The 18,943-nt window shown below is 36.9% G+C and carries 20 protein-coding genes; 17 read left to right on the plus strand and 3 right to left on the minus strand.

Features of this window, described 5'->3' with window-relative positions:
- Positions 1-176 precede the first annotated feature (176 nt).
- The 3 genes from HMPREF1865_RS05700 to HMPREF1865_RS05710 all read left to right on the plus strand — a co-directional run bounded on the left by HMPREF1865_RS05700 (position 177) and on the right by HMPREF1865_RS05710 (position 2,704).
- Entirely contained in the window at positions 177-818 is a 642-nt protein-coding gene (locus HMPREF1865_RS05700; protein WP_060919499.1) for a hypothetical protein, read from the plus strand.
- Positions 819-1,000: 182 nt separating this feature from the next.
- Positions 1,001-2,437, plus strand: coding sequence for a hypothetical protein (locus HMPREF1865_RS05705; RefSeq protein ID WP_060919500.1), 1,437 nt, complete (start codon positions 1,001-1,003; stop codon positions 2,435-2,437).
- Positions 2,438-2,491: 54 nt separating this feature from the next.
- Positions 2,492-2,704, plus strand: coding sequence for a hypothetical protein (locus HMPREF1865_RS05710; protein WP_060919501.1), 213 nt, complete (start codon positions 2,492-2,494; stop codon positions 2,702-2,704).
- A gap of 106 nt (positions 2,705-2,810) precedes the next feature.
- On the opposite strand, the gene HMPREF1865_RS05715 is transcribed toward HMPREF1865_RS05710, so the two are convergent.
- A complete protein-coding gene (locus HMPREF1865_RS05715) occupies positions 2,811-3,602 on the minus strand; it encodes a carbon-nitrogen family hydrolase (protein ID WP_060919502.1) in 792 nt (263 codons plus the stop codon).
- A gap of 205 nt (positions 3,603-3,807) precedes the next feature.
- Here HMPREF1865_RS05715 and HMPREF1865_RS05720 point away from each other — a divergent pair, with 205 nt between their 5' ends.
- From HMPREF1865_RS05720 to HMPREF1865_RS05780, 13 genes are all read left to right on the plus strand, one after another.
- Positions 3,808-4,371 carry a nitroreductase family protein gene (locus tag HMPREF1865_RS05720; protein ID WP_060919503.1) on the plus strand — a complete coding sequence of 188 codons (564 nt, stop codon included), beginning with the start codon at positions 3,808-3,810 and terminating at the stop codon, positions 4,369-4,371.
- 68 nt (positions 4,372-4,439) lie between these two features.
- Positions 4,440-5,243, plus strand: coding sequence for a polysaccharide deacetylase family protein (locus HMPREF1865_RS05725; RefSeq protein WP_004693679.1), 804 nt, complete (start codon positions 4,440-4,442; stop codon positions 5,241-5,243).
- An 11-nt stretch (positions 5,244-5,254) separates the two neighbouring features.
- Entirely contained in the window at positions 5,255-6,193 is a 939-nt protein-coding gene (locus HMPREF1865_RS05730; RefSeq protein ID WP_004693677.1) for a phosphodiester glycosidase family protein, read from the plus strand.
- Positions 6,194-6,201: 8 nt separating this feature from the next.
- A complete protein-coding gene (locus HMPREF1865_RS05735) occupies positions 6,202-7,149 on the plus strand; it encodes a hypothetical protein (RefSeq protein WP_060919504.1) in 948 nt (315 codons plus the stop codon).
- A gap of 72 nt (positions 7,150-7,221) precedes the next feature.
- Complete coding sequence (locus HMPREF1865_RS05740; protein WP_060919505.1) at positions 7,222-8,397, plus strand: glycosyltransferase family 9 protein; 1,176 nt, start codon at positions 7,222-7,224, stop codon at positions 8,395-8,397.
- Positions 8,384-8,710, plus strand: coding sequence for a hypothetical protein (locus HMPREF1865_RS05745; protein WP_060919506.1), 327 nt, complete (start codon positions 8,384-8,386; stop codon positions 8,708-8,710). The genes HMPREF1865_RS05740 and HMPREF1865_RS05745 overlap by 14 nt, the downstream gene beginning before the upstream one ends.
- A gap of 544 nt (positions 8,711-9,254) precedes the next feature.
- Positions 9,255-10,607 (plus strand): pyruvate carboxylase subunit B, encoded by a 1,353-nt coding sequence (locus HMPREF1865_RS05750; RefSeq protein ID WP_008602782.1) that lies wholly within the window; start codon positions 9,255-9,257, stop codon positions 10,605-10,607.
- A gap of 449 nt (positions 10,608-11,056) precedes the next feature.
- A complete protein-coding gene (locus HMPREF1865_RS05755; protein WP_060919507.1) occupies positions 11,057-12,397 on the plus strand; it encodes a sensor histidine kinase in 1,341 nt (446 codons plus the stop codon).
- Positions 12,394-13,083 carry a response regulator transcription factor gene (locus HMPREF1865_RS05760; RefSeq protein ID WP_060919508.1) on the plus strand — a complete coding sequence of 230 codons (690 nt, stop codon included), beginning with the start codon at positions 12,394-12,396 and terminating at the stop codon, positions 13,081-13,083. The genes HMPREF1865_RS05755 and HMPREF1865_RS05760 overlap by 4 nt, the downstream gene beginning before the upstream one ends.
- Before the next feature lie 668 nt (positions 13,084-13,751).
- Positions 13,752-14,849 (plus strand): S1C family serine protease, encoded by a 1,098-nt coding sequence (locus tag HMPREF1865_RS05765; protein ID WP_060919509.1) that lies wholly within the window; start codon positions 13,752-13,754, stop codon positions 14,847-14,849.
- A gap of 359 nt (positions 14,850-15,208) precedes the next feature.
- On the plus strand, positions 15,209-15,538 hold the full coding sequence (locus HMPREF1865_RS05770) for a PadR family transcriptional regulator (RefSeq protein ID WP_004693657.1): 330 nt from the start codon (positions 15,209-15,211) through the stop codon (positions 15,536-15,538).
- A complete protein-coding gene (locus tag HMPREF1865_RS05775) occupies positions 15,525-16,100 on the plus strand; it encodes a DUF1700 domain-containing protein (protein WP_008602778.1) in 576 nt (191 codons plus the stop codon). Before HMPREF1865_RS05770 ends, HMPREF1865_RS05775 begins: the two co-directional genes overlap by 14 nt.
- A 9-nt stretch (positions 16,101-16,109) precedes the next feature.
- The gene (locus HMPREF1865_RS05780) at positions 16,110-16,538 is read left to right on the plus strand and encodes a hypothetical protein (RefSeq protein WP_060919510.1); all 429 of its coding nucleotides are present in this window, start codon (positions 16,110-16,112) and stop codon (positions 16,536-16,538) included.
- Between the two features lie 276 nt (positions 16,539-16,814).
- Here the strand turns inward: HMPREF1865_RS05780 and pyrE are convergent, their stop codons facing one another.
- Together pyrE and pyrF are read right to left on the minus strand one after the other, a co-directional pair.
- Complete coding sequence (gene pyrE / locus HMPREF1865_RS05785; protein ID WP_008602774.1) at positions 16,815-17,402, minus strand: orotate phosphoribosyltransferase; 588 nt, start codon at positions 17,400-17,402, stop codon at positions 16,815-16,817.
- Positions 17,399-18,118 (minus strand): orotidine-5'-phosphate decarboxylase, encoded by a 720-nt coding sequence (gene pyrF, locus HMPREF1865_RS05790; RefSeq protein ID WP_060919511.1) that lies wholly within the window; start codon positions 18,116-18,118, stop codon positions 17,399-17,401. Before pyrF ends, pyrE begins: the two co-directional genes overlap by 4 nt.
- A 188-nt stretch (positions 18,119-18,306) precedes the next feature.
- Here pyrF and HMPREF1865_RS05795 point away from each other — a divergent pair, with 188 nt between their 5' ends.
- Entirely contained in the window at positions 18,307-18,936 is a 630-nt protein-coding gene (locus HMPREF1865_RS05795) for a 3'-5' exonuclease (protein WP_060919512.1), read from the plus strand.
- Positions 18,937-18,943: the final 7 nt, after the last annotated feature.

Genomic DNA, 18,943 nt, shown 5'->3' on the forward strand with positions numbered 1-18,943 from the left:
AGCAAACCACCCGTTCTACGGGTGGTTATGATTTATTTTGATATTAAAATATATTTAATGAGTTTATCTTCTCCTTTTAAATCTGAGAAGTGTTGGCAGGTTTTCACAATCCGTGTACAATCATAGTAATTAGTAATATACATTTATGTGTGTAGTTTTCAGTATGAGAGAAGATTATGGTTTTTAATTATGGTGAGACATTACGTATTCGAAGGGATTTATATACGATCTTAGGCAAGATACGCTATATTGATACTCATGGAAAAATTGGGTATGAGTATAAGTTAGTTAGACATAAGAATAATGCAGAGTTTTGGCTCAGTTGGGATAAGAAGCGAGATGCGTACCAGTTTTCCAAGTTGTGTGGAAAAGCGCTACCAGCCGATATGAAACTCTTAGATAGTGGTTATGAGATGGTAACAGGCACTTGGGGTGAGGTAGACGTAGGTACTACTGATACTGCTAAATATAAAGAGTATGAAAATGTTGATGGTACTGCTACATTTTCTGTTCAAGAGTGGGCTTTTGAAACGGAATATTCAAAAGGCTTTTACGTTAATAAAGAATACGTATCTGTCGAAAAGGATTCAGAGGTAACCGAGTCTATTCTAGATAAAATGGATACGATTAAGAAGCTAAAGTTCATAGGACCAATCGGTTGGATTTTGGGGAACTTACTACTTTATATGCCAATCTTTGATATAAAAATATTGAATGATGTACGGGATGTACTTATATGGCCTTATATAGTAGCTGGGAGTATAGTCCTTGGTATCATTGTGATATCTGTCCTTATTATTAGAAGAATTATCCGTTGATGTAATTACATATCGATTATCATTGTTGACGATAGGGCTGTCCACTGATCTATAAGCTCATCATAGGTGCTATTAATTCCTATATTTCGGGCGATACAGTTTGGTAATACTCTATTATTATTGATTAATATATAGAAGCGACAAAAATGGCGTTAATACGCCGTTTTTTATAGAGGGAATACATGAAAAAGAAAAATATATCATTAACGATACTTTCGCTAGCGATTTCAGTTCAACTTGGTTCTGCTGCAAACCTACAAGAACCAGTTAAAAATATAAATGTAGGTATTGTAAATGATATAAACTCAACAGAAAATTTAAAATTAGAGCGGATTGAGGTGATTCCTGGTGCTATCAGAAATATAGTAAAAGATAGTGCAGGAAATCCAAGGAAACTTTCAATTGAAGAACTGGTGTTATTAAATGCGCAAGAACAGGAGCATTCTGCTCAGAGACTAAAAGTATCACAAAAAGCAGATTTTGGAAATCAGTATAAGACGTTTGATCCTTTTTACAATGATAAGGATGAAAAGTCGCTCAAACAAATCAATAACTATAATAATGAAAAAACACGTAGTCAAGGCTATTTCATCGGAGGTCGAGATAAACCATTACGTGTCGTAAGTCCATATATGAAAAAGAATGGTCAGGGGGAAGTTAAATTAACAAATTTAGTTGATACACTCAATTATCGGACACGTTCGGAGAAAAAAGTAGCAGATGAAAAGAAACTTCGAGAATATTTAGATAAAAATAAAGGTAAAGGGCACGATTTATATACGGCTAGATCTAAAGCTGAGATTAAAGATTTCTTAGAAAGTTTCCTTAAACCCATAGAGTTTATTGAGTATCCTATCAATGATCCTAAGAATTATAAAGTGATTTCTACAATTCCTGGTTTTCCTAAAAGAATACCAAGTTTTGCTAAGAATATTCATATGCATAGTAATCCAGGATTTTTGCAAGGCGGTTCACATATACAACTTGCATTTGGTGGTACGTCTGAGCAATTAAAGTCATATATTGATGAAGCACGTATAAATTCCAAATTAGTTATTTCCAAATCTGATTTAGAAAATGTATATGTAAAACAATATATTGATTCGGATATGACTCATGCAGATACTTTAGCACAATTGTTGCCTAAATCCATGGTGCTTGTTGAAAGTACAACGGTTCCTATGGGGAAATTTATTCAAAATAGATTGGATAATCCTATTGATAAAACTGTTGATGAATTATATGAGTTAGAAAATCAAATTTTGAGTGAATTTAATAAGGTTAAGATTGATGGTGAAGATCGGGATGCAAAGTTTAAACGGTATGTCGAGACTCGTAAGCGCATAGAAGCTGAGCGAGATAAATTAAAACCTAAACAAATAAACCAAACTAGTTTATCTAAGGATAAATCATATCCAACTTATACGGAAACTGAGAATCGAAGACTTCAGAAACAATATTTACATAGATTATCCTTTAACGAAGACTCTGTAAAAATACCTGATGAGTATGTGATTTATCTATTTGATTTTGGTAAAAGTTGGAATCATCCATATGCATTGGGAGCTGCAGTCAGTCCTAATAAAGATTATATAATTTATTTTTGTCAACAAGGTTGATAATATAAAAGGTAGATAAATATTTTAGATTTTTATATAGGAGGTGTGATATCTATGAAATATTTACGCCGTGAACTTAATCAAGTAGAAAAAGAATATGTAAAACAATTTGGTGAAGACTCTTTAAATCGTGTCATCCTTCATGATCCTAATACAAAGGATAAACAAGATGTGCAGGATACTATTGATATTCTAAAAGAAGCAATTGCAAAAAATAAACCTCTAGAACAGGTTCCAGAGGATATGTGGAAGCTTATTGAGTTTTAATGTATATGAATTCCATAAATAAAATAAAAAGGCACATTGTCATATGAATAGGCTATCTAACAATGAAATAATTTTAGATGGGTGTTCAATACAATGTGCCTTTGTTTTATAGTTTGTAGAGTTCAGGTTTGCGATCTCTAAAAATGTTAATTTTATTGCGAATATCCTCTACTACGGTGAGGTCGATATCTACAGATGAGATGCCCTCCCTAGTGTCCATTTCGAGGAGGTTTGTACCCCATGGATCGTATACAGCGGAGTGACCAGTGCTTTGAACTCGACCTACTGTACCACAGCCGTTGACAGCACATAAGAAGAGTTGGTTTTCAATAGCTCGCACTTCGTTTAATACTTGCCAGTGGCGTAAACGCATAGTAGGCCATTGAGCAGGTACAAATAATAACTCTGTATTTGATAATGCAGCCATTCTTACGAGCTCAGGAAAGCGAATATCGTAACAGATGACGGTGCTACAAGTGATTCCATCTAGTTCAAAATGCGTAGTATGGGTACCGCTAGCAAAATAGGTATCCTCTTTAGCAGGGCTAAATCCGTGCATTTTAGAATATTCTCCTACGAGCGTACCTTCACGGTTGTAAGCATAGGAGGTATTAAATACTAAATCCTCTTTTGCTACGGCTACAGAACCGCCCACAATGTTTACATTGTGTTCTTTTGCGAATGTACTTAATAAAGCTTTTGTTCTTTCTCCATTTCTGTCAGAAATATTGATTAAATCCTTAGATGGATGAAATCCTGTATTCCATGTTTCGGGCAAGACGATAATGTCAGGCTTTTCTGATAGGGCTTGTGAAAGTAATTCTTGGACGCGCACATAATTGTATTCCACTTCGTTTACATGGACGTCCATTTGTATAAGGCTTAAGCGTTTTTTCATAGAGAATCCTTTATCTATTAGATGAGTATAATTCTAGTAATGTGTATTATAATTAGAATATTAAAGCATTATTGAGTGTATTACAATATAAGAGTCGATAAAGCTAGTTTAATTTTTTTACAATCTTTTGATAATAATAGTTTGCATACTATTTATGGAGATATAGGTTATTACTTTAGATAATGTTAGATCTTTTGGTGAAAATATGGAAATAATAGATGTTATAAATGCGCGAACTAGCGTACGTCGGTATAAAAAATCTTCTTCGGTTGGAGAAGACATAATTCAAAATTTGGTAGCCCTCGGAATGCGAGCTCCATCGCCTAAAAATCGTCAGCCCTGGCAGGTTATTCATGTGACGGCAGTGGAGAAAGAACATTTTGTGAATTTAGGCTTTCAGGTGTTAGAGCAATATAAAGAGCGAAAAGAACATTTTGGCAGCTTAGAAATTAGCCTTAAGGCTATGCAAACAGCTAGCGATTTACTCTTTGTAGTTAATCCTTATGATCACTTGCCTGACTATACTCGCGTGTGGGAGAAAAGTGATCTACAAGCTATTGGTGCTTTTGTAGAGCATATTCTACTGGGAGCTAAAGCGATTGGGTTAGGCACACTGTGGATGAATGATGTGTATTTTATGCAAAGTAAAAGTAAAGCCTTTTTAAATATTCCTCACGATGTACAGGCAATCATTGCTATAGGTATTCCAGATGAGTCCATGTATCCTAGACCTCGGAAATCGATTGATGAAGTACTAATAAAGCGTTAATTTTTACTATTCTTCATGGAAATGTTATAATATTCTGTATATAATTGTGTTCTAATAGAGGAGGACCTATGAAACGGATTCCGTTGGTAACACTGTTAGTTTTGGTATTGGCAATGGTGGTGGCAGGTTGTGGATTGCTTTCACAAAAAACAGAACCTACTAGTTCAGTACCGCCTGCAAAAGAAGTTAAGATGGTACATCCAACGGGTATTCCTGTTCTTATGTATCATAAAGTCGGCGACGACAAAGATAATGATGCAGTTATTCGGGAGGATTTGTTTAGAGAACAAATGAAGTTTCTCAAGGATAATGGCTATAATCCATTGACGATGGATCAATTGTATGATTATGTTGTAAATGGTGCTGCGGTGCCTGAAAAACCTGTTGTGTTAACCTTTGATGACGGTTATGCAGATACGTATTCTATCGTATATCCAATTATGAAAGAATATGGATTCCCGGCGACTGTATTTATCAATCCTGGCGATGTTGGGACGCGTCTAACTTGGGATCAAGTGCGTGAAATGCACAAAAATGGTATTACTATTTCAAACCATGGTTTCCAACACATAGAAATGGGTCAATTGTCGGAAGCAAAACAAATTGAAAATATAACAAAGGCCCAAGAGGCACTTGCTAAAGAAGTAGGCATTAAGGATAATCCTTGGTTCTGCTATCCATATGGAGATAAAAATGAATTCACCGACTCAGCATCTAAGAAAGCTGGCATTAAAATGGGGATGGCTATGAAATCTGGCTGGGCTCATACTGGTGATAATCCATATAATATTTTGCGTGTTTGGGTAGGCAATGCGGTGGATATCAAGCATTTTGAAGAACGCATTAGCACCGAACATTTCACTGATTTATAAGGAGAAATACATTGTTCAAAAAGAATTGGGTAAAGTTCATCATTATGGTGTTCTTATTTACCGTTGTCACATCACCCTTCGTGGTGCTCTTTGGACCATTTAATAATGTAAAGCGCGCTGTAATTGGTGCTATCTTACAATCTCGCCATCCTCATTACATTACATGGTTGTTTAATGAAGACGAGTTACAATCTATTTTGGGGACTGTAGGGGTTGTTAAAAGCCAAGATTTGTTCAAGTTTAATGCTCGTGAAGATAAGACTTTAAATCTTGAAAAAATCCAGTCTGCTCGTTATGTAGGCTATATTTTAGAAATTCCTGATCCTCGTCGTATTCAAGTAGGTACAGCGGCTAATATTCAAGAAAAAGGCGATACTACAAGTAATATTGCAAAAATGAATAATGCTGTAGCAGCGATTAATGGTGGTGGTTTCCACGACCCTAATGGTACTGGTACAGGCCGTTTGCCATATGGTTTCATCTTGCATGACGGTGAGTACGTTATCGGTAAGGATGTAGGCCCTGATGAAGACGTAGACTTTGTAGGTTTCTCTAAATCTGGTAATCTTATCGCTGGTAACTATGATAAAACTCAGCTCAGTGATATGAAGGCCATGGAAGGTATTACCTTTGGTCCGCCTCTTATCGTTGATGGCAAGAAGATGATTACCGAAGGTGATGGTGGCTGGGGCGTAGGTCCTCGTACTGCTATCGGTCAAAAGAAAGATGGTACAGTGCTATTCCTCGTAATCGATGGTCGTCAACCAGGGTATTCCATTGGTGCTACCTTGCGTGACGTACAAGATATTCTATTTGAAAAAGGTTGCTACATTGCAGCAAATTTAGATGGCGGTTCTAGTTCAACTTTGTACCTAAATGGTAAAGTCGTAAATAAACCTGCCGATTTGTTAGGGGAACGCATGATCCCAACGGCGTTTATCGTGAAATAGGAGGACAGATGAAACCTTTTACGCGTGTACTGAGCGCCTTTGCGGTAGGTATTCTTCTGCAAGGTGGGGTATACCTATACCTTGATCAATATATGTTTGCACCGACTACAGAGTTTAACGTAGCAGGCGCATCAAAAGATGATACTAAAAACTTCCCTGATGTGAAGGAAGGCACTAAATATGTGTCCTATGACCGTCAATTTATGGCCGTTGTTACAGAAAACTCTTTGAAAATTTACAAGGCTAATGAAAGTAAGCCTACAAATATCGATTTGAAGGGCCGTTCGATTAGTTACTTCAACTGGATGCCAGACCGTAACTATGCTGTCATGGGTTTATATGACTCCAGAGATGTTGTCATGGCACGCCTCAATGCGGATGATCCAGAACACGAAGTTGATACGAAACTTGAAGACTTGCCTCGGGGCAGTAAAATTGTAGATGCTGCGTACTCTGAAGCGACAAATGTGGTGTATATGAAGGTAAAAGTTCAAGAACACACATATCGCATTTATCGTACCGATGCTAACTACGATACACGTCGCGTTTACATGCAAGCTACTGATATCGGTCATATCGGTGTATTCTATGATGAAGATAACTTCTTCTACGATAATGTGAGAACTGGGGATGTATTCATGTTCAACGGCATTGAAGGGGGATGGCGTGTTATCAACCCTGAAGGGCGTTTCCGCTTTATCGGTGTTGATATGGACAAAACCATTTACATCGCCCGTGTTGATGAGGACAATAATGCATTGACTGTTTACACTGGTAAATTAGGTGTAGGATTCAATCCAGTTTACAAATACAACCACCCTACTACATTTAATGAGTTGACATTATCAGATGTAAAAAACATCATTAAGAATGGTAGTGAAGAAACTACTAAGGTAACAGAAGATACTACATCTTCTAAATCATCAAATAGTAGTGGTAGTAAAAAGAAATCTTAAGAAAAAGCCTTTATAATGTTCTTTCATTATAAAGGCTTTATTCCTATAATAGTATGTACCCTAAGGATATCTATGAATATATTATTTGTACGCCTTAGTTACATAGGTGATGTTTTGCATGCTACACCTGCTGCGCGGTGGATTAAGGAACAGTATCCTGATGCTAAGTTGCATTGGATTGTAACGCCTAGTATGGTAGAGCTCCTGCAGGGCAATCCCTATGTAGATAAAATAATTCCCTGGGAACGGGATGAATACGAGGCACATTCTAAAAAACTACATATTCCTACAATGTGGCGCATGTGGTGGGATCTTAAGGCCAAATTAGAGCCTTATAAATTTGATGTAGCCGTTGATGTGCAAGGGCGACTCATAACAGGGCTAGTACTATTAGCTTCAGGAGCCCCCATTAGACTTGGCCTTGGTGGCACAAAAGAGTTGAATTGGCTGTTTACTAACTATAAAACGAAGCCTAGTACAGAACACGTGATTAAACGCTATGTAGAGGTAGCTCAGTTGTTAACAAAGGCTATTACTGAACATGCAAATTTAGATACATCGCTTAACATTGATAAATACGGTATTGAGAGCAGTTGTCCGCTAAATGAATCTAATGTTAATACGTTGTACCACATGGACTTTCAGGTGCCAACAAATTTACATAGTTGGGCAGAAAATCAATGGAAGTCGATTGATAATGACGTTTCTTTACATCGAGGCGTGGTAGAAACTCCGTTACGCATTGGGCTGGTATTAGGTACCTCTTGGGCAACGAAAGAGTGGCCTCAGGAAAAATGGTATTCTCTCATTAAATCCCTTCAATATAGAGCGAAATTTGTTTGTTTAGGTGGCCCTAAAGAGGCTGCTCAATACAAACCCTTGCTGGACTCTTTGAGAGATGAGGGTATTGATAAAATTGTTCTGAATATGTTAGGGGAAACGACACTTCAAGAATTAGGGGCTTTAATTGAAAGTTGTGATGTAGTAGTTACTGCAGATACGGGAGCTCTGCATATTGCGTTAGCTTTAAATAAGCCTGTAGTAGCACTCTTTGGCCCTACGGACCCTAAATTATGGGGCCCTCTGACGGGGACCTTTAAGGTGCTCGTAAATGACGAATTAGATTGCTTGGGGTGTCGAAAACGACGTTGTCCTAAGCCAGATCAATATTGTATGTCTGGTATTGATCCAGTACGTGTAAAGAAAGCAATTTTTGAACTGATAGGAGATACACATGGCAAAGTTTAAAATTCAAAAAGGTTTATCCGATGCGGATATGATGAAAAATTTTAAGGATACAGAAAATTTCGAAGATACTATGCTCAATAAGGAGCGAGATGCTAAGAAACCAGTAGTTCATCAAAGTCCAAAGCAAAAAGAAGATGCTTTTTACCGTGATTTCTTAACTGAAAAAGTAGAGACTATGATTGGTAAAATGCTCCTTGATATCAAGATGGAGTATTTTAAAGAAGGGGAAGGGGCTTTCTCTATTCAGGTGAAACGGGAAGGTAAAAATATTGTCCTTGAAACTGCGCCTAAAAAGGTTAAGCCTGAGAAGTAAGCCGTATAATGGGGACTCTCAAATTTTAAAGATTAGGTCAGAACCTGTTCGTAAATGGGCAGGTTCTTTTGCATGTTTATGCATTTAAAAATATCGGCTTAGTTATTAATAAAATTGATGAGCTTATAAGCATACCGACGTTTATCGAATTACTACATTTATAAATACCGATATATTTTGAAAAGTATTTAATAATAACCAAAAATTATTACGATATAATTTTTAGTTTCTCATTAAAATGAGCAATTACAAAAAAATTAATTTGATTAAACATACATGCTAAACTCTAGTTCTTCTGCAGTTTTTTGTGATATTCATCACGAAAAAATCATCTTTGAATACATGAGATTATGAGTAAATAGCATAATGTGGTTGTTGACAAAGAATTTTATAAGTAGTCTAATATAAGTATGTATTACGATTTTAGCGCGTTTGGCTAGTGTGAGCAGACATCGAAAAAATCGTAAAAAAAATAGGTATGAGATAGTTGTTTAATGAGTGTATAAAGTTACATACACAGACTATTTCGATTTGGAGGATTAACATGGCTAAAAAATTAAGAATTTGCGAAACCGTTCTTCGTGACGGTCATCAATCTATTTTGGCAACACGTATGCGCTACGAACAAATGGAACCAGTGCTCGGCCTTTTAGATGATATTGGTTATGAAGCTCTTGAATGTTGGGGCGGCGCTACTTATGACAGCTGTCTTCGTTTCTTGAATGAAGATCCATGGGAACGCCTTCGCAAATTGAAAGCTAATTTGAAAAATACCCCATTGCAAATGTTGCTTCGCGGTCAAAATTTGTTGGGCTATAAACACTACTCCGACGACGTAGTAGAAGCATTCTGTAATGCGGCTGTAAAAAATGGTATCGACCGTATCCGTATTTTCGACGCATTGAATGACCCACGCAATATGGAAGCTGCTATTAAGTACTCCAAAAAAGCTGGTGCACACGTTCAATCCGCTATGGTATACACAATTTCTCCAGTTCACACAACTGAAAGCTTCTTGAAAGTAGCTGAAACTTTGGTAGAAATGGGTACTGATTCCCTTTGTATCAAAGATATGTCCGGTTTGTTAGGACCTGCTGATGCATATGATTTGGTTTCTACTTTCAAAAAACGTTTTGGCGAATTGCCAATCGATTTGCATAGCCATTTCACTTGCGGTCTTGCTAGTACTACATACTGGGAAGCTGCTAAAGCTGGCGTAGATATTATCGATACTGCTATCTCTCCATTTGCTCATGCAACTAGCCAACCAGCTACTGAAACTATGATTGAAATGTTCAAAGGTACTGAATGGGATCTTGGTCTTGACCTTGATAAATACATTCCATTAGTTGACCACTTCCGTAAAGTAAAACAACAAATCGCTGAAGAGTTCAACTTGAAACCAGCTAGTGATGTAATCCCTGCTGTTCGTCGTTACCAAATTCCTGGCGGTATGTTGTCCAATACTCAAAACCAATTGAACGAAATGGGTATGGGCGATCGCTTCTTTGACGTTATGGATGAAATGCCACGCGTTCGTGAAGACTTGGGTTACCCTCCATTGGTAACTCCAACATCCCAAATCGTTGGTACAATGGCTATGATGAACGTTATGATGGGCGACCGTTACAAAATGGTTCCTAACGAAGTTAAAGATCTTGTTCGTGGTAAATATGGTCAATTACCTGGTACAATTTCTGATGAAATTCGTCAAACTATCATTGGTGATGAACAACCTATTACTTGCCGTCCAGCAGATCTTATCGAACCTGAATTGGAAGGTTACCGTCAAGATTTAGCTTCTAAAGGCTACAATGGCATCACTGACGAAGACGTATTGACTTACGCTATGTTCCCAGAAGTTGCTATTAACTTCTTCGATGCAAATCGTCGTTAATCCAAATTTTAAAAGAGGATTCTTAGGAATCCTCTTTTTTTTGACCATATTTAATCTATCCTCATAGAGAAATAGTATAATCCAGTATATATTTTGTTTTATTAAATGAAGAGATTCAATAGTTGTTTCATTTTTTATATTTTAGATTTTTTATAAACAGTATAGACAAGTTCCTATTAAAAGGGGAGACTAAGGAACTATGAAATATTAGATATTACCAATTTTCATATCGCCATAAGATACATGGGTGCGTGTGAAAATATAATTTTTACGAAAAGTATTAGATATTAAAAGGGTCGAGATACCTTTGAATAATCGGTCAATTATAAACTACGTATGAAAGAATAGTGAATAATATGTTGGATATTTGCGTGTTTTACTTGCGTTAAGTATTAAAAATAGCGTAAACTATAGAGAGTATCTACTATTTATGATATTGAGGTAATCCTGTGAATTTACAAATACGAATTTGGATATCCAATGTTGTGCTGTTTGTTGTACCTATTTTAATAGCAATTATTTTATTTTTGCTATATTTTACAGGTTTGCGCATATTGGCCAATGCCGGTTACTATTTGCGTATTGAGCAGGAACAACAGTTTAAAAGTGTCAGTCGAATAACTGAAACCATTACCTTTTATGGGTTAGAAAATGATCTAATTAATAGCTTGGTTAAGCCTAGCTATAGCTTACTTGATCCAAAGGAAGTATATGTTGAAGTACTTGATCAAGGAAGTATGGTGTATAACTACGGTAATCCACAAATCTATAGTGCTTCTGCCATTGTTGGTCTTATTGATGTTAACCCTGAATTACAGGGTATCGTATATCAATCCAATAATACTTTCGTTTATGAAATGAGAAAGTACGATGGACGTCATTCCTATGTATACCATATTGCGATTAGGCGTGCTACTCATGGTAGTGATAGCTTAATAGAATCCGTATCTTTCTATATTATCGTAGTTTCCATATTGCTCTTTATTGTTACATTTTTTGCTATTAACCGATTTGTTACACGATTTATCATGATTCACGTTAAGAACATGACAAAGTCGTTAGAAATGGCAAATCGTCAGATTGAAATGGAACAGGAACAACAAAAAGAGTTACTCGCTGGTATATCCCATGATATACGAACTCCGTTGACGGCTATTAAAGCTTACGCTGAAGGTGTTCGTGATGGTATTGCACCAACGGAAGAGCAACAAAAAAGATACATGGGGATTATTTTGAAGCGGGCCAATGATTTAGATTCTATGTTAGAGGAACTATTCCTCATAACAACATTGAACTATAAAAAAGAATCTCGTCCATCTGAGCGAATTGAATTAGGTCAGTTTGTACGTGACTTTGTAGAAGATCATTTAGCTCCGTATCAATCGAAGGGGCTTGAGATTAAGGTCCGTATAGCTACGGAAACACCTTTTATCAATGCTAACCCACAATTGTTACAACGTGTTTTGCAGAATGTGTTGAACAATAGTGCTAAGTATAAAATGACCGATATTGGTCACTGCATCATAGATGTAACGAGTGATGATGATTTTGTATACTGTGTCATCAGTGATGATGGACCAGGTGTGCCGCCAGAATCTCTAGAGCGTCTGATGCGCCCATTCTATCGTGTAGATTCGTCTCGTACGAATCCTCAAGAAGGTAGTGGCCTAGGATTGTCGATTATCCGTCGAATTATGGAAATCTTTGAAGGCCGAGTTATGATTGAAAATGTAAGGCCACATGGTCTACGTATCATATTAGAGTTTCCTAAGCAAGGAGAAGAATCATGAGTGAACATATCTTAATTATTGAAGACGATTTGGATATTGCCAATATTGAGCGTGATTATTTAATGGTGGCGGGCTATGATGTAACGATTATGACTAATGGTATAGATGGCATTGAAGCAGCATTAAATACTCCTGTAGACCTTATTATCCTTGATGTTATGTTGCCAGAAATGGATGGCTTTGAAGTTTGTCGTCAAATTCGTGACAAAGTTCGTGTACCAATCGTTATGGTAACTGCGCGTCTTGATGATATCGACAAAATCCGTGGCTTAGGCGTAGGCGCTGATGATTATATTGAAAAGCCATTCTCTCCATCTGTATTGATTGCGAAGATTAAAGCTATGTTGGCGCAATATAAACGTTTAACAGAGCGCGATGCAATGGAAACAAACGCTATTCAATCCGGTGAAATCCGTCTCGACCCTAAAATGATGAAAGTATGGGTGAATAAAAAAGAGGTTCATCTCAAAAAGAAAGAATTCCAGTTGTTAGAGTTCTTGATGCGTAACCGTGATATTGTATTTAGCAAAGAAGAATTGTATTCTCGTGTATGGGGACTTGACTCCTATGGTGATTATGCAACTGTAGCGGTTCATATTAATCGTTTACGTGAAGAAATTGAGGATAATCCATCTGATAGTAAGCATATTATTACAGTGTGGGGTGTAGGGTATAAATTCGTTTAGTATCGAGAATATGCATTCACATTATACTCACGTTGTTCGTGGTTGTTGATTAGATATGACTTTATAGAGATTTTATTATAGAGATATAATCAAAGGTTTAAGAATTGTTTATATAGTTACTTTGATAGTTTAGATATTCCATGTATACTTATTTAAGTAAGGCTGACTATGACTCTAGATAAGTAATATTTTAACTTCTCTCTCTTAATAAGTTCTCTCTAAAGCTTATCTAGATTATATATACTCTCTCTCTCAACAGTCCTTACACTCTCAAACTATATGCATAAAGGGCATTTGCTAGCGACGGCTAGTGAATGCCCTTTATGTTTTTTAGATTTTAGATATTTGAATACATTCTATACAGCTTCTTTCAGGGTTCTAGGTATTTATCTAGTGGAGGATATACGGTTATAATAATTATACTTCCATAAGAAAAGTTATAAATTGATATCTTGCATTGTAAAAGCAGGCGTACTATAATAGGTTCATCAAAATCAATTTTATAAAATTAATTTTGAGATGATTTGAATTATTGTGAGACGTGGCGTATTTATAAAGTATCATAATTATATGATTTATGATTTGGTTCTTATTTTACCTTTTATAATCATCATTAAGACGTTATGGGTGAGGTAGAAGAATATTAAGAAGAATATAAGGAGATCTACATGACATTTTCAAAATATAAGAAAACAGTAATTGCGTGTATTTTTGCTTTGGGTATTGGGGTAGGCGGAGGATATTATTTCTTTGGCAGCCCTGTTAATACGCAACCAACAAACGTGAGAGAACAAACTAAACAGACTAAGCCTATTACTGAAACGCGTAATACCTATGTAGTACAAGCAGCTAAAGAATCTGGGCCAGCTGTAGTAGGGATTACAACACAAGTATTTCAAAAGGATATTTTTAACCGTACTATCTATGCTGGAGAAGGTGTCGGATCTGGTGTGCTTATCGATAATGACGGACATATTATAACAAATAAACATGTGGTAGCGGGGGCTAGAAATGGGGAGGTTACAGTATCATTGTCTGATGGCAGTACGGTGACGGGGACTGTTATAGGTTCAGATTCACAGACGGACTTAGCAGTTGTAAAAATTAAACCTCCAAAAGATATTAAACCTATCAAAATTGGTGACTCTGACTCCTTGCAAGTAGGGGAGCCAGCTATTGCTATTGGCAATCCTTTAGGTCTTGAGTTTAAAGGTTCAGTTACCGCTGGTGTTATTAGTGCCTTAGCACGTACAATTGATGATCAAGGTCAACGATTCCCATTGATTCAAACTGATGCAGCCATTAATCCAGGTAACTCAGGTGGTGCGCTTATTAATGCAGATGGTGAGTTAATTGGTATCAATAGCTCTAAAATCTCTAAAGAGGGAATTGAAGGTATGGGCTTTGCTATTCCAATTAATTCTGCGATGACAATTGTTGATTCTATTATTAAAAATGGTAAGGTCATTCGCCCTTATATTGGGGTGTGGGCTGTAGACCGTCAAACTGCAGCGCGCAATAATGTAACCTATGAAGGTGATGGACTTCTTGTTGTTCAACTTGATCCTAATGGTCCTGCTGCACAAGCTGGTCTCGTAGAAGGGGATACGATTGCACAAATTGATGGTAAAGATATTACTACATTACGTGAATTAAAAGAACAAATTGATGCTAAGAGCCCGGGAGATACAATTTTGGTATCCTATACTCATAACGGCAAAATGAAGAGTACACAGCTTAAATTAGGGGAAGCGTCTTCAAATTAGAATCTAGTAAATAAAACTTAATTAAGTATTCCAATAATGCACTACTTTCTTTTGTAGTGTTAGAAAATCCTCATCTTTTAGATGAGGATTTTTAGTTATAATAGGGTACTTTAATAGATTTTGTATAAAAAATACCATAAATAAGAAAATTTTTTTGAAAAAATTTTTCCCTATAAACTCAGAAATTAACTGTGTTTATAGATTAGAAATAATAAAAAATATATTAAATTTTAATATTTTTTTACAAGGTACCTTGCATTCCAAGGTACCTTATGTTATTATGTATTTGTCAGTACATGATAGTGACCGTAAGAGAGCTTTCACATTGGCAGGCAAGCACAGCCTAAAAGGGAGGAACTATGCAAGTTCAATTAAAAAAAGGTGTTATGGACATGCTGGTGCTAGCATTATTAACACAAAATGATCGCTACGGATACGAAATCGTAAGTACCATTTCAGAATATATTGAAATATCTGAAGGAACGATATATCCATTGTTTAACAGACTGAAAAAAGAAAAGTATGTTGAAACGTATTTAAAGGAGTCTTCTACAGGCCCATCACGGAAATATTATCATATCACGAACGAAGGCCGTGCAGCATATAACAAGATGCGTCAAGAATGGGATGATTTTTCTGGTGTTATCAATATGCTGTTGAAAGGAGTCGATAATAATGAACAAAAATAGCTTTTTGGATGCATTGCGTAATATATTTAAAAAAGCGCGTGTTGCAGATGTGGAGAGTATCATAGAGGTTTATGAAGAGCATTTTGCGGTAGGTTATGAAAAAGGGCTTACCGATAGTGAGATCATTAAATCCTTAGGGACTCCAGAGGAAATATATGCATCCTACGTAGATGCAGGTATCATTACAGACACAATGAATCAAGATGGTAGTGAAAGTAAATCCGTTAATATGCAAGAAATTTATGCACGATTTGATGATTATAAAGAGCGTCTTTTACCTCAATTACCGGGGATGGCTAAAAAAGCATCTAAGACTTTGCTCTCTATTGGAAGTGCCTTATCCTATATTGTAGGTGCTCTTATATTCATTATTACACCGGCTATCTTGTTCTTGCTAGGTAGCTCATGGCAACCATTTGAGAATGTTACTGCATTTCCAGTATTGTCCATTGTAACTTTAGTGGCACTTGGTGGTGTAGGTCTATTTGGTGGACTTACGTGCGTCTTTGTTGGTACAGAGCTTCGTGGTGTGCGTGAACGTTACTTCCGCAATGTGGACTAAGGAGGATTTATGAGACGAATTATAATAACAGCGATTTTAACCGTAATTTGTGCTGTTGGGGCATGTACATCGTTTGCAGTAAATGATTTACCTAATTTTGGTGAATGGATGAAAACAAATGAACAACAGTTTAGAAAACCACATAGACATGATGGTCCTAATAAATATATGGATAAACATATGATGGATGGAAATAATCAAATGATGCCTCAAGATGGCATGGGGCCAAATAATGGACAGCATATGCACCAAAATGGTCAAAACCAAATGATGCCTCAAGATGGTATGGGACCAAATAATGGCCAGCATATGCATTCAAATTGTCAAATGCCTCCACAAGGTCAAATGCCTATGCAAGGCCAACCACCTCAACAAACTAATGGTAATGCACCACAACAACAAAGTGAACAAGGTGTGCCACAAGCTACACAAAACTAACGATACTTTATGAGTCCATTTCTCTTATAAGATTATGGAGTACGTGGTCATGAAAGTGCATTCATGGCCACCATAGAGCCACATACTCTATGTGATACATTCGTATCAGAATCTCTCTCTTACACACAATAACTACACACAAACAAAAAGAGCTCCTCAGTGAAGGAGCTCTTTTTGTATCTATTTATAAATATAGACAGTAGTTGATGGACTGGGAATATTTTATTAACTTCCTAATGAAAAACGACCTATGCATGTATATAGGTCGTTAAAAAATTATTTGATGTGTTTAGAACCGCGTTCTGTCATAGCTACGCCGTCTTTGCAAAGAGGGCATTCTTCAGGTTTATAAGTTGGAACTTCAAGATTAAGTAATGCTTGTACCTTTTCATGAGGTACACCGAATTCTGCTTTGCCTCCAGAACGGTTTACAAGAAGGCCTACCCCTACGATTTCGCCACCAGATTGGTTTACCACATTTACTACTTCTTGTACAGAACCACCAGTAGTTACGATATCTTCAACGATAAGTACTCTTGTGCCTGGCTCGATTTTAAACCCACGACGTAATGTCATAACGCCTTTTTCGCGTTCTGTGAAGATAGCACGGGTGCCAAGCGCTTTACCTACTTCGTGAGCAAGTAAGATGCCGCCAGTCATAGGTCCAATAACAAGTTCTACATTTTGATCGCGGAAGCGTTCAGCTAATTCTTTACAAAGTTTTTCAGTATATTTTGGATGTTGCAATACATTGAATTTTTCAACGTACATTGGACTGTGGAGACCAGATGTCAAAAGGAAGTGACCTTCTAAAATAGCTTGAGTGTCGATCAATAATTGTTTTACTTCTTGTTCTGTCATCATTTGGATACTTTCTCCATTTCTTCAATAATTAAATGAACTGCTTCACGAGGGTTTTCGGCTTGTGTAATAGGTCGACCGATAACAAGGCGAGATGCTCCATCTTGCAAAGCACTAGCTGGTGTAGCAACCCGTTTTTGGTCGTCTGTTGTTGCAAAGGAAGGGCGAATACCAGGGGTAACGATGAGGAAGTCATCGCCACATGCTTCACGAATCATTTTAGCTTCTAATGCGGAACATACAACACCATCCATACCACAGTCTTTAGCGAGTTTTGCAAGGCGAATGACTTGGTCGGAAATAGGTAGCTGACCACCAATAGCAGTCCAAGATTCATCGTCAAAGCTAGTTAATGCGGTGATGGCTAATAATTTTGGGCGTTCCACGCCAAGTTCTTTGCCACTCTCACGAGCTGCCTCAACAGCAGCTTTCATCATGACAGGACCACCTTGACCATGTAAAGTAATTAAACTAGCGCCGAGACGTGTTAAGGAAGCTACGCCATGGGCTACGGTATTTGGAATGTCGTGCAATTTCAAATCAAGAAATACTTGTTTGTTTTGCTCCTGTAAAAAACGAATTGTTTTTGCTCCTTCGGCGTAGAATAGCTCCATGCCGACCTTGTAAAAGCTAACCGAATCACCGAGGGATAATACGATTTCTTTCACTGCATCCATCGTGGATACGTCAAGGGCAACGATTAATCTGTCATCTGCCATGTTGCAACCTCCATACTACATACATATCTAAATAATTTTCACATACTGAGGGCCTATCTGTCAATTAAAATTGGTGTGAATGAGGTGATTATTGGTCACCTTTGAACAGTAGATTATAGTCTATTTCATGCTATAATAAGTAGAGTAAATGAATATAATTCTTATATATAGATTTTGAAAGGAGTCCTATGTTAGATTTTGTTGCATTAGACTTTGAAACAGCAAATAAATTTAAAAATAGTGCATGCTCCTTGGCGGTTATTACCGTAAAGGACGGACAAATTACCAAAAAGGCATATAGCCTCATCAAGCCTCCGTTTATGAGTTTTGATGATGAATGTATTGAAATTCATGGTATCCAACCGAAGGATGTTCTTCATGAAAAGACCTTTGATCAGTTGTGGAATGCCATTTATGAAAACCATTTAAAAGGGAATATTATGGTGGCTCACAATGCGAAATTCGATATGAACGTATTGCGTGCTACTTTAGATTATTATAAAATCCCTTGGCCAGAACTAGATTATGCATGTACAGTTAAACTTTCACGTGCGGTATGGCCTGATTTAGTTAATCATAAGTTGAATACAATGGCCGCATATATTGGAGTTGAGTTTAAACATCACTATGCACTGGATGATGCAGAGACTTGTGCAAAGGTTGTATTAGAAGCTGCTAAGTTGAAAGGCGTTAATAGTTTACCAGATTTATTAAAGACTACAGGCGTACCGTTAGAACCATTCATTGATAATAAAAATCGCTCTGCTCAAGATGCATTACATAAAGAGCCAGAACCAGAACAAATGTCGTTCTTTTAGTAAGGAG

Source organism: Veillonella parvula, from assembly GCF_001553335.1.
Classification (GTDB): Bacteria; Bacillota; Negativicutes; order Veillonellales; family Veillonellaceae; genus Veillonella; species Veillonella parvula_S.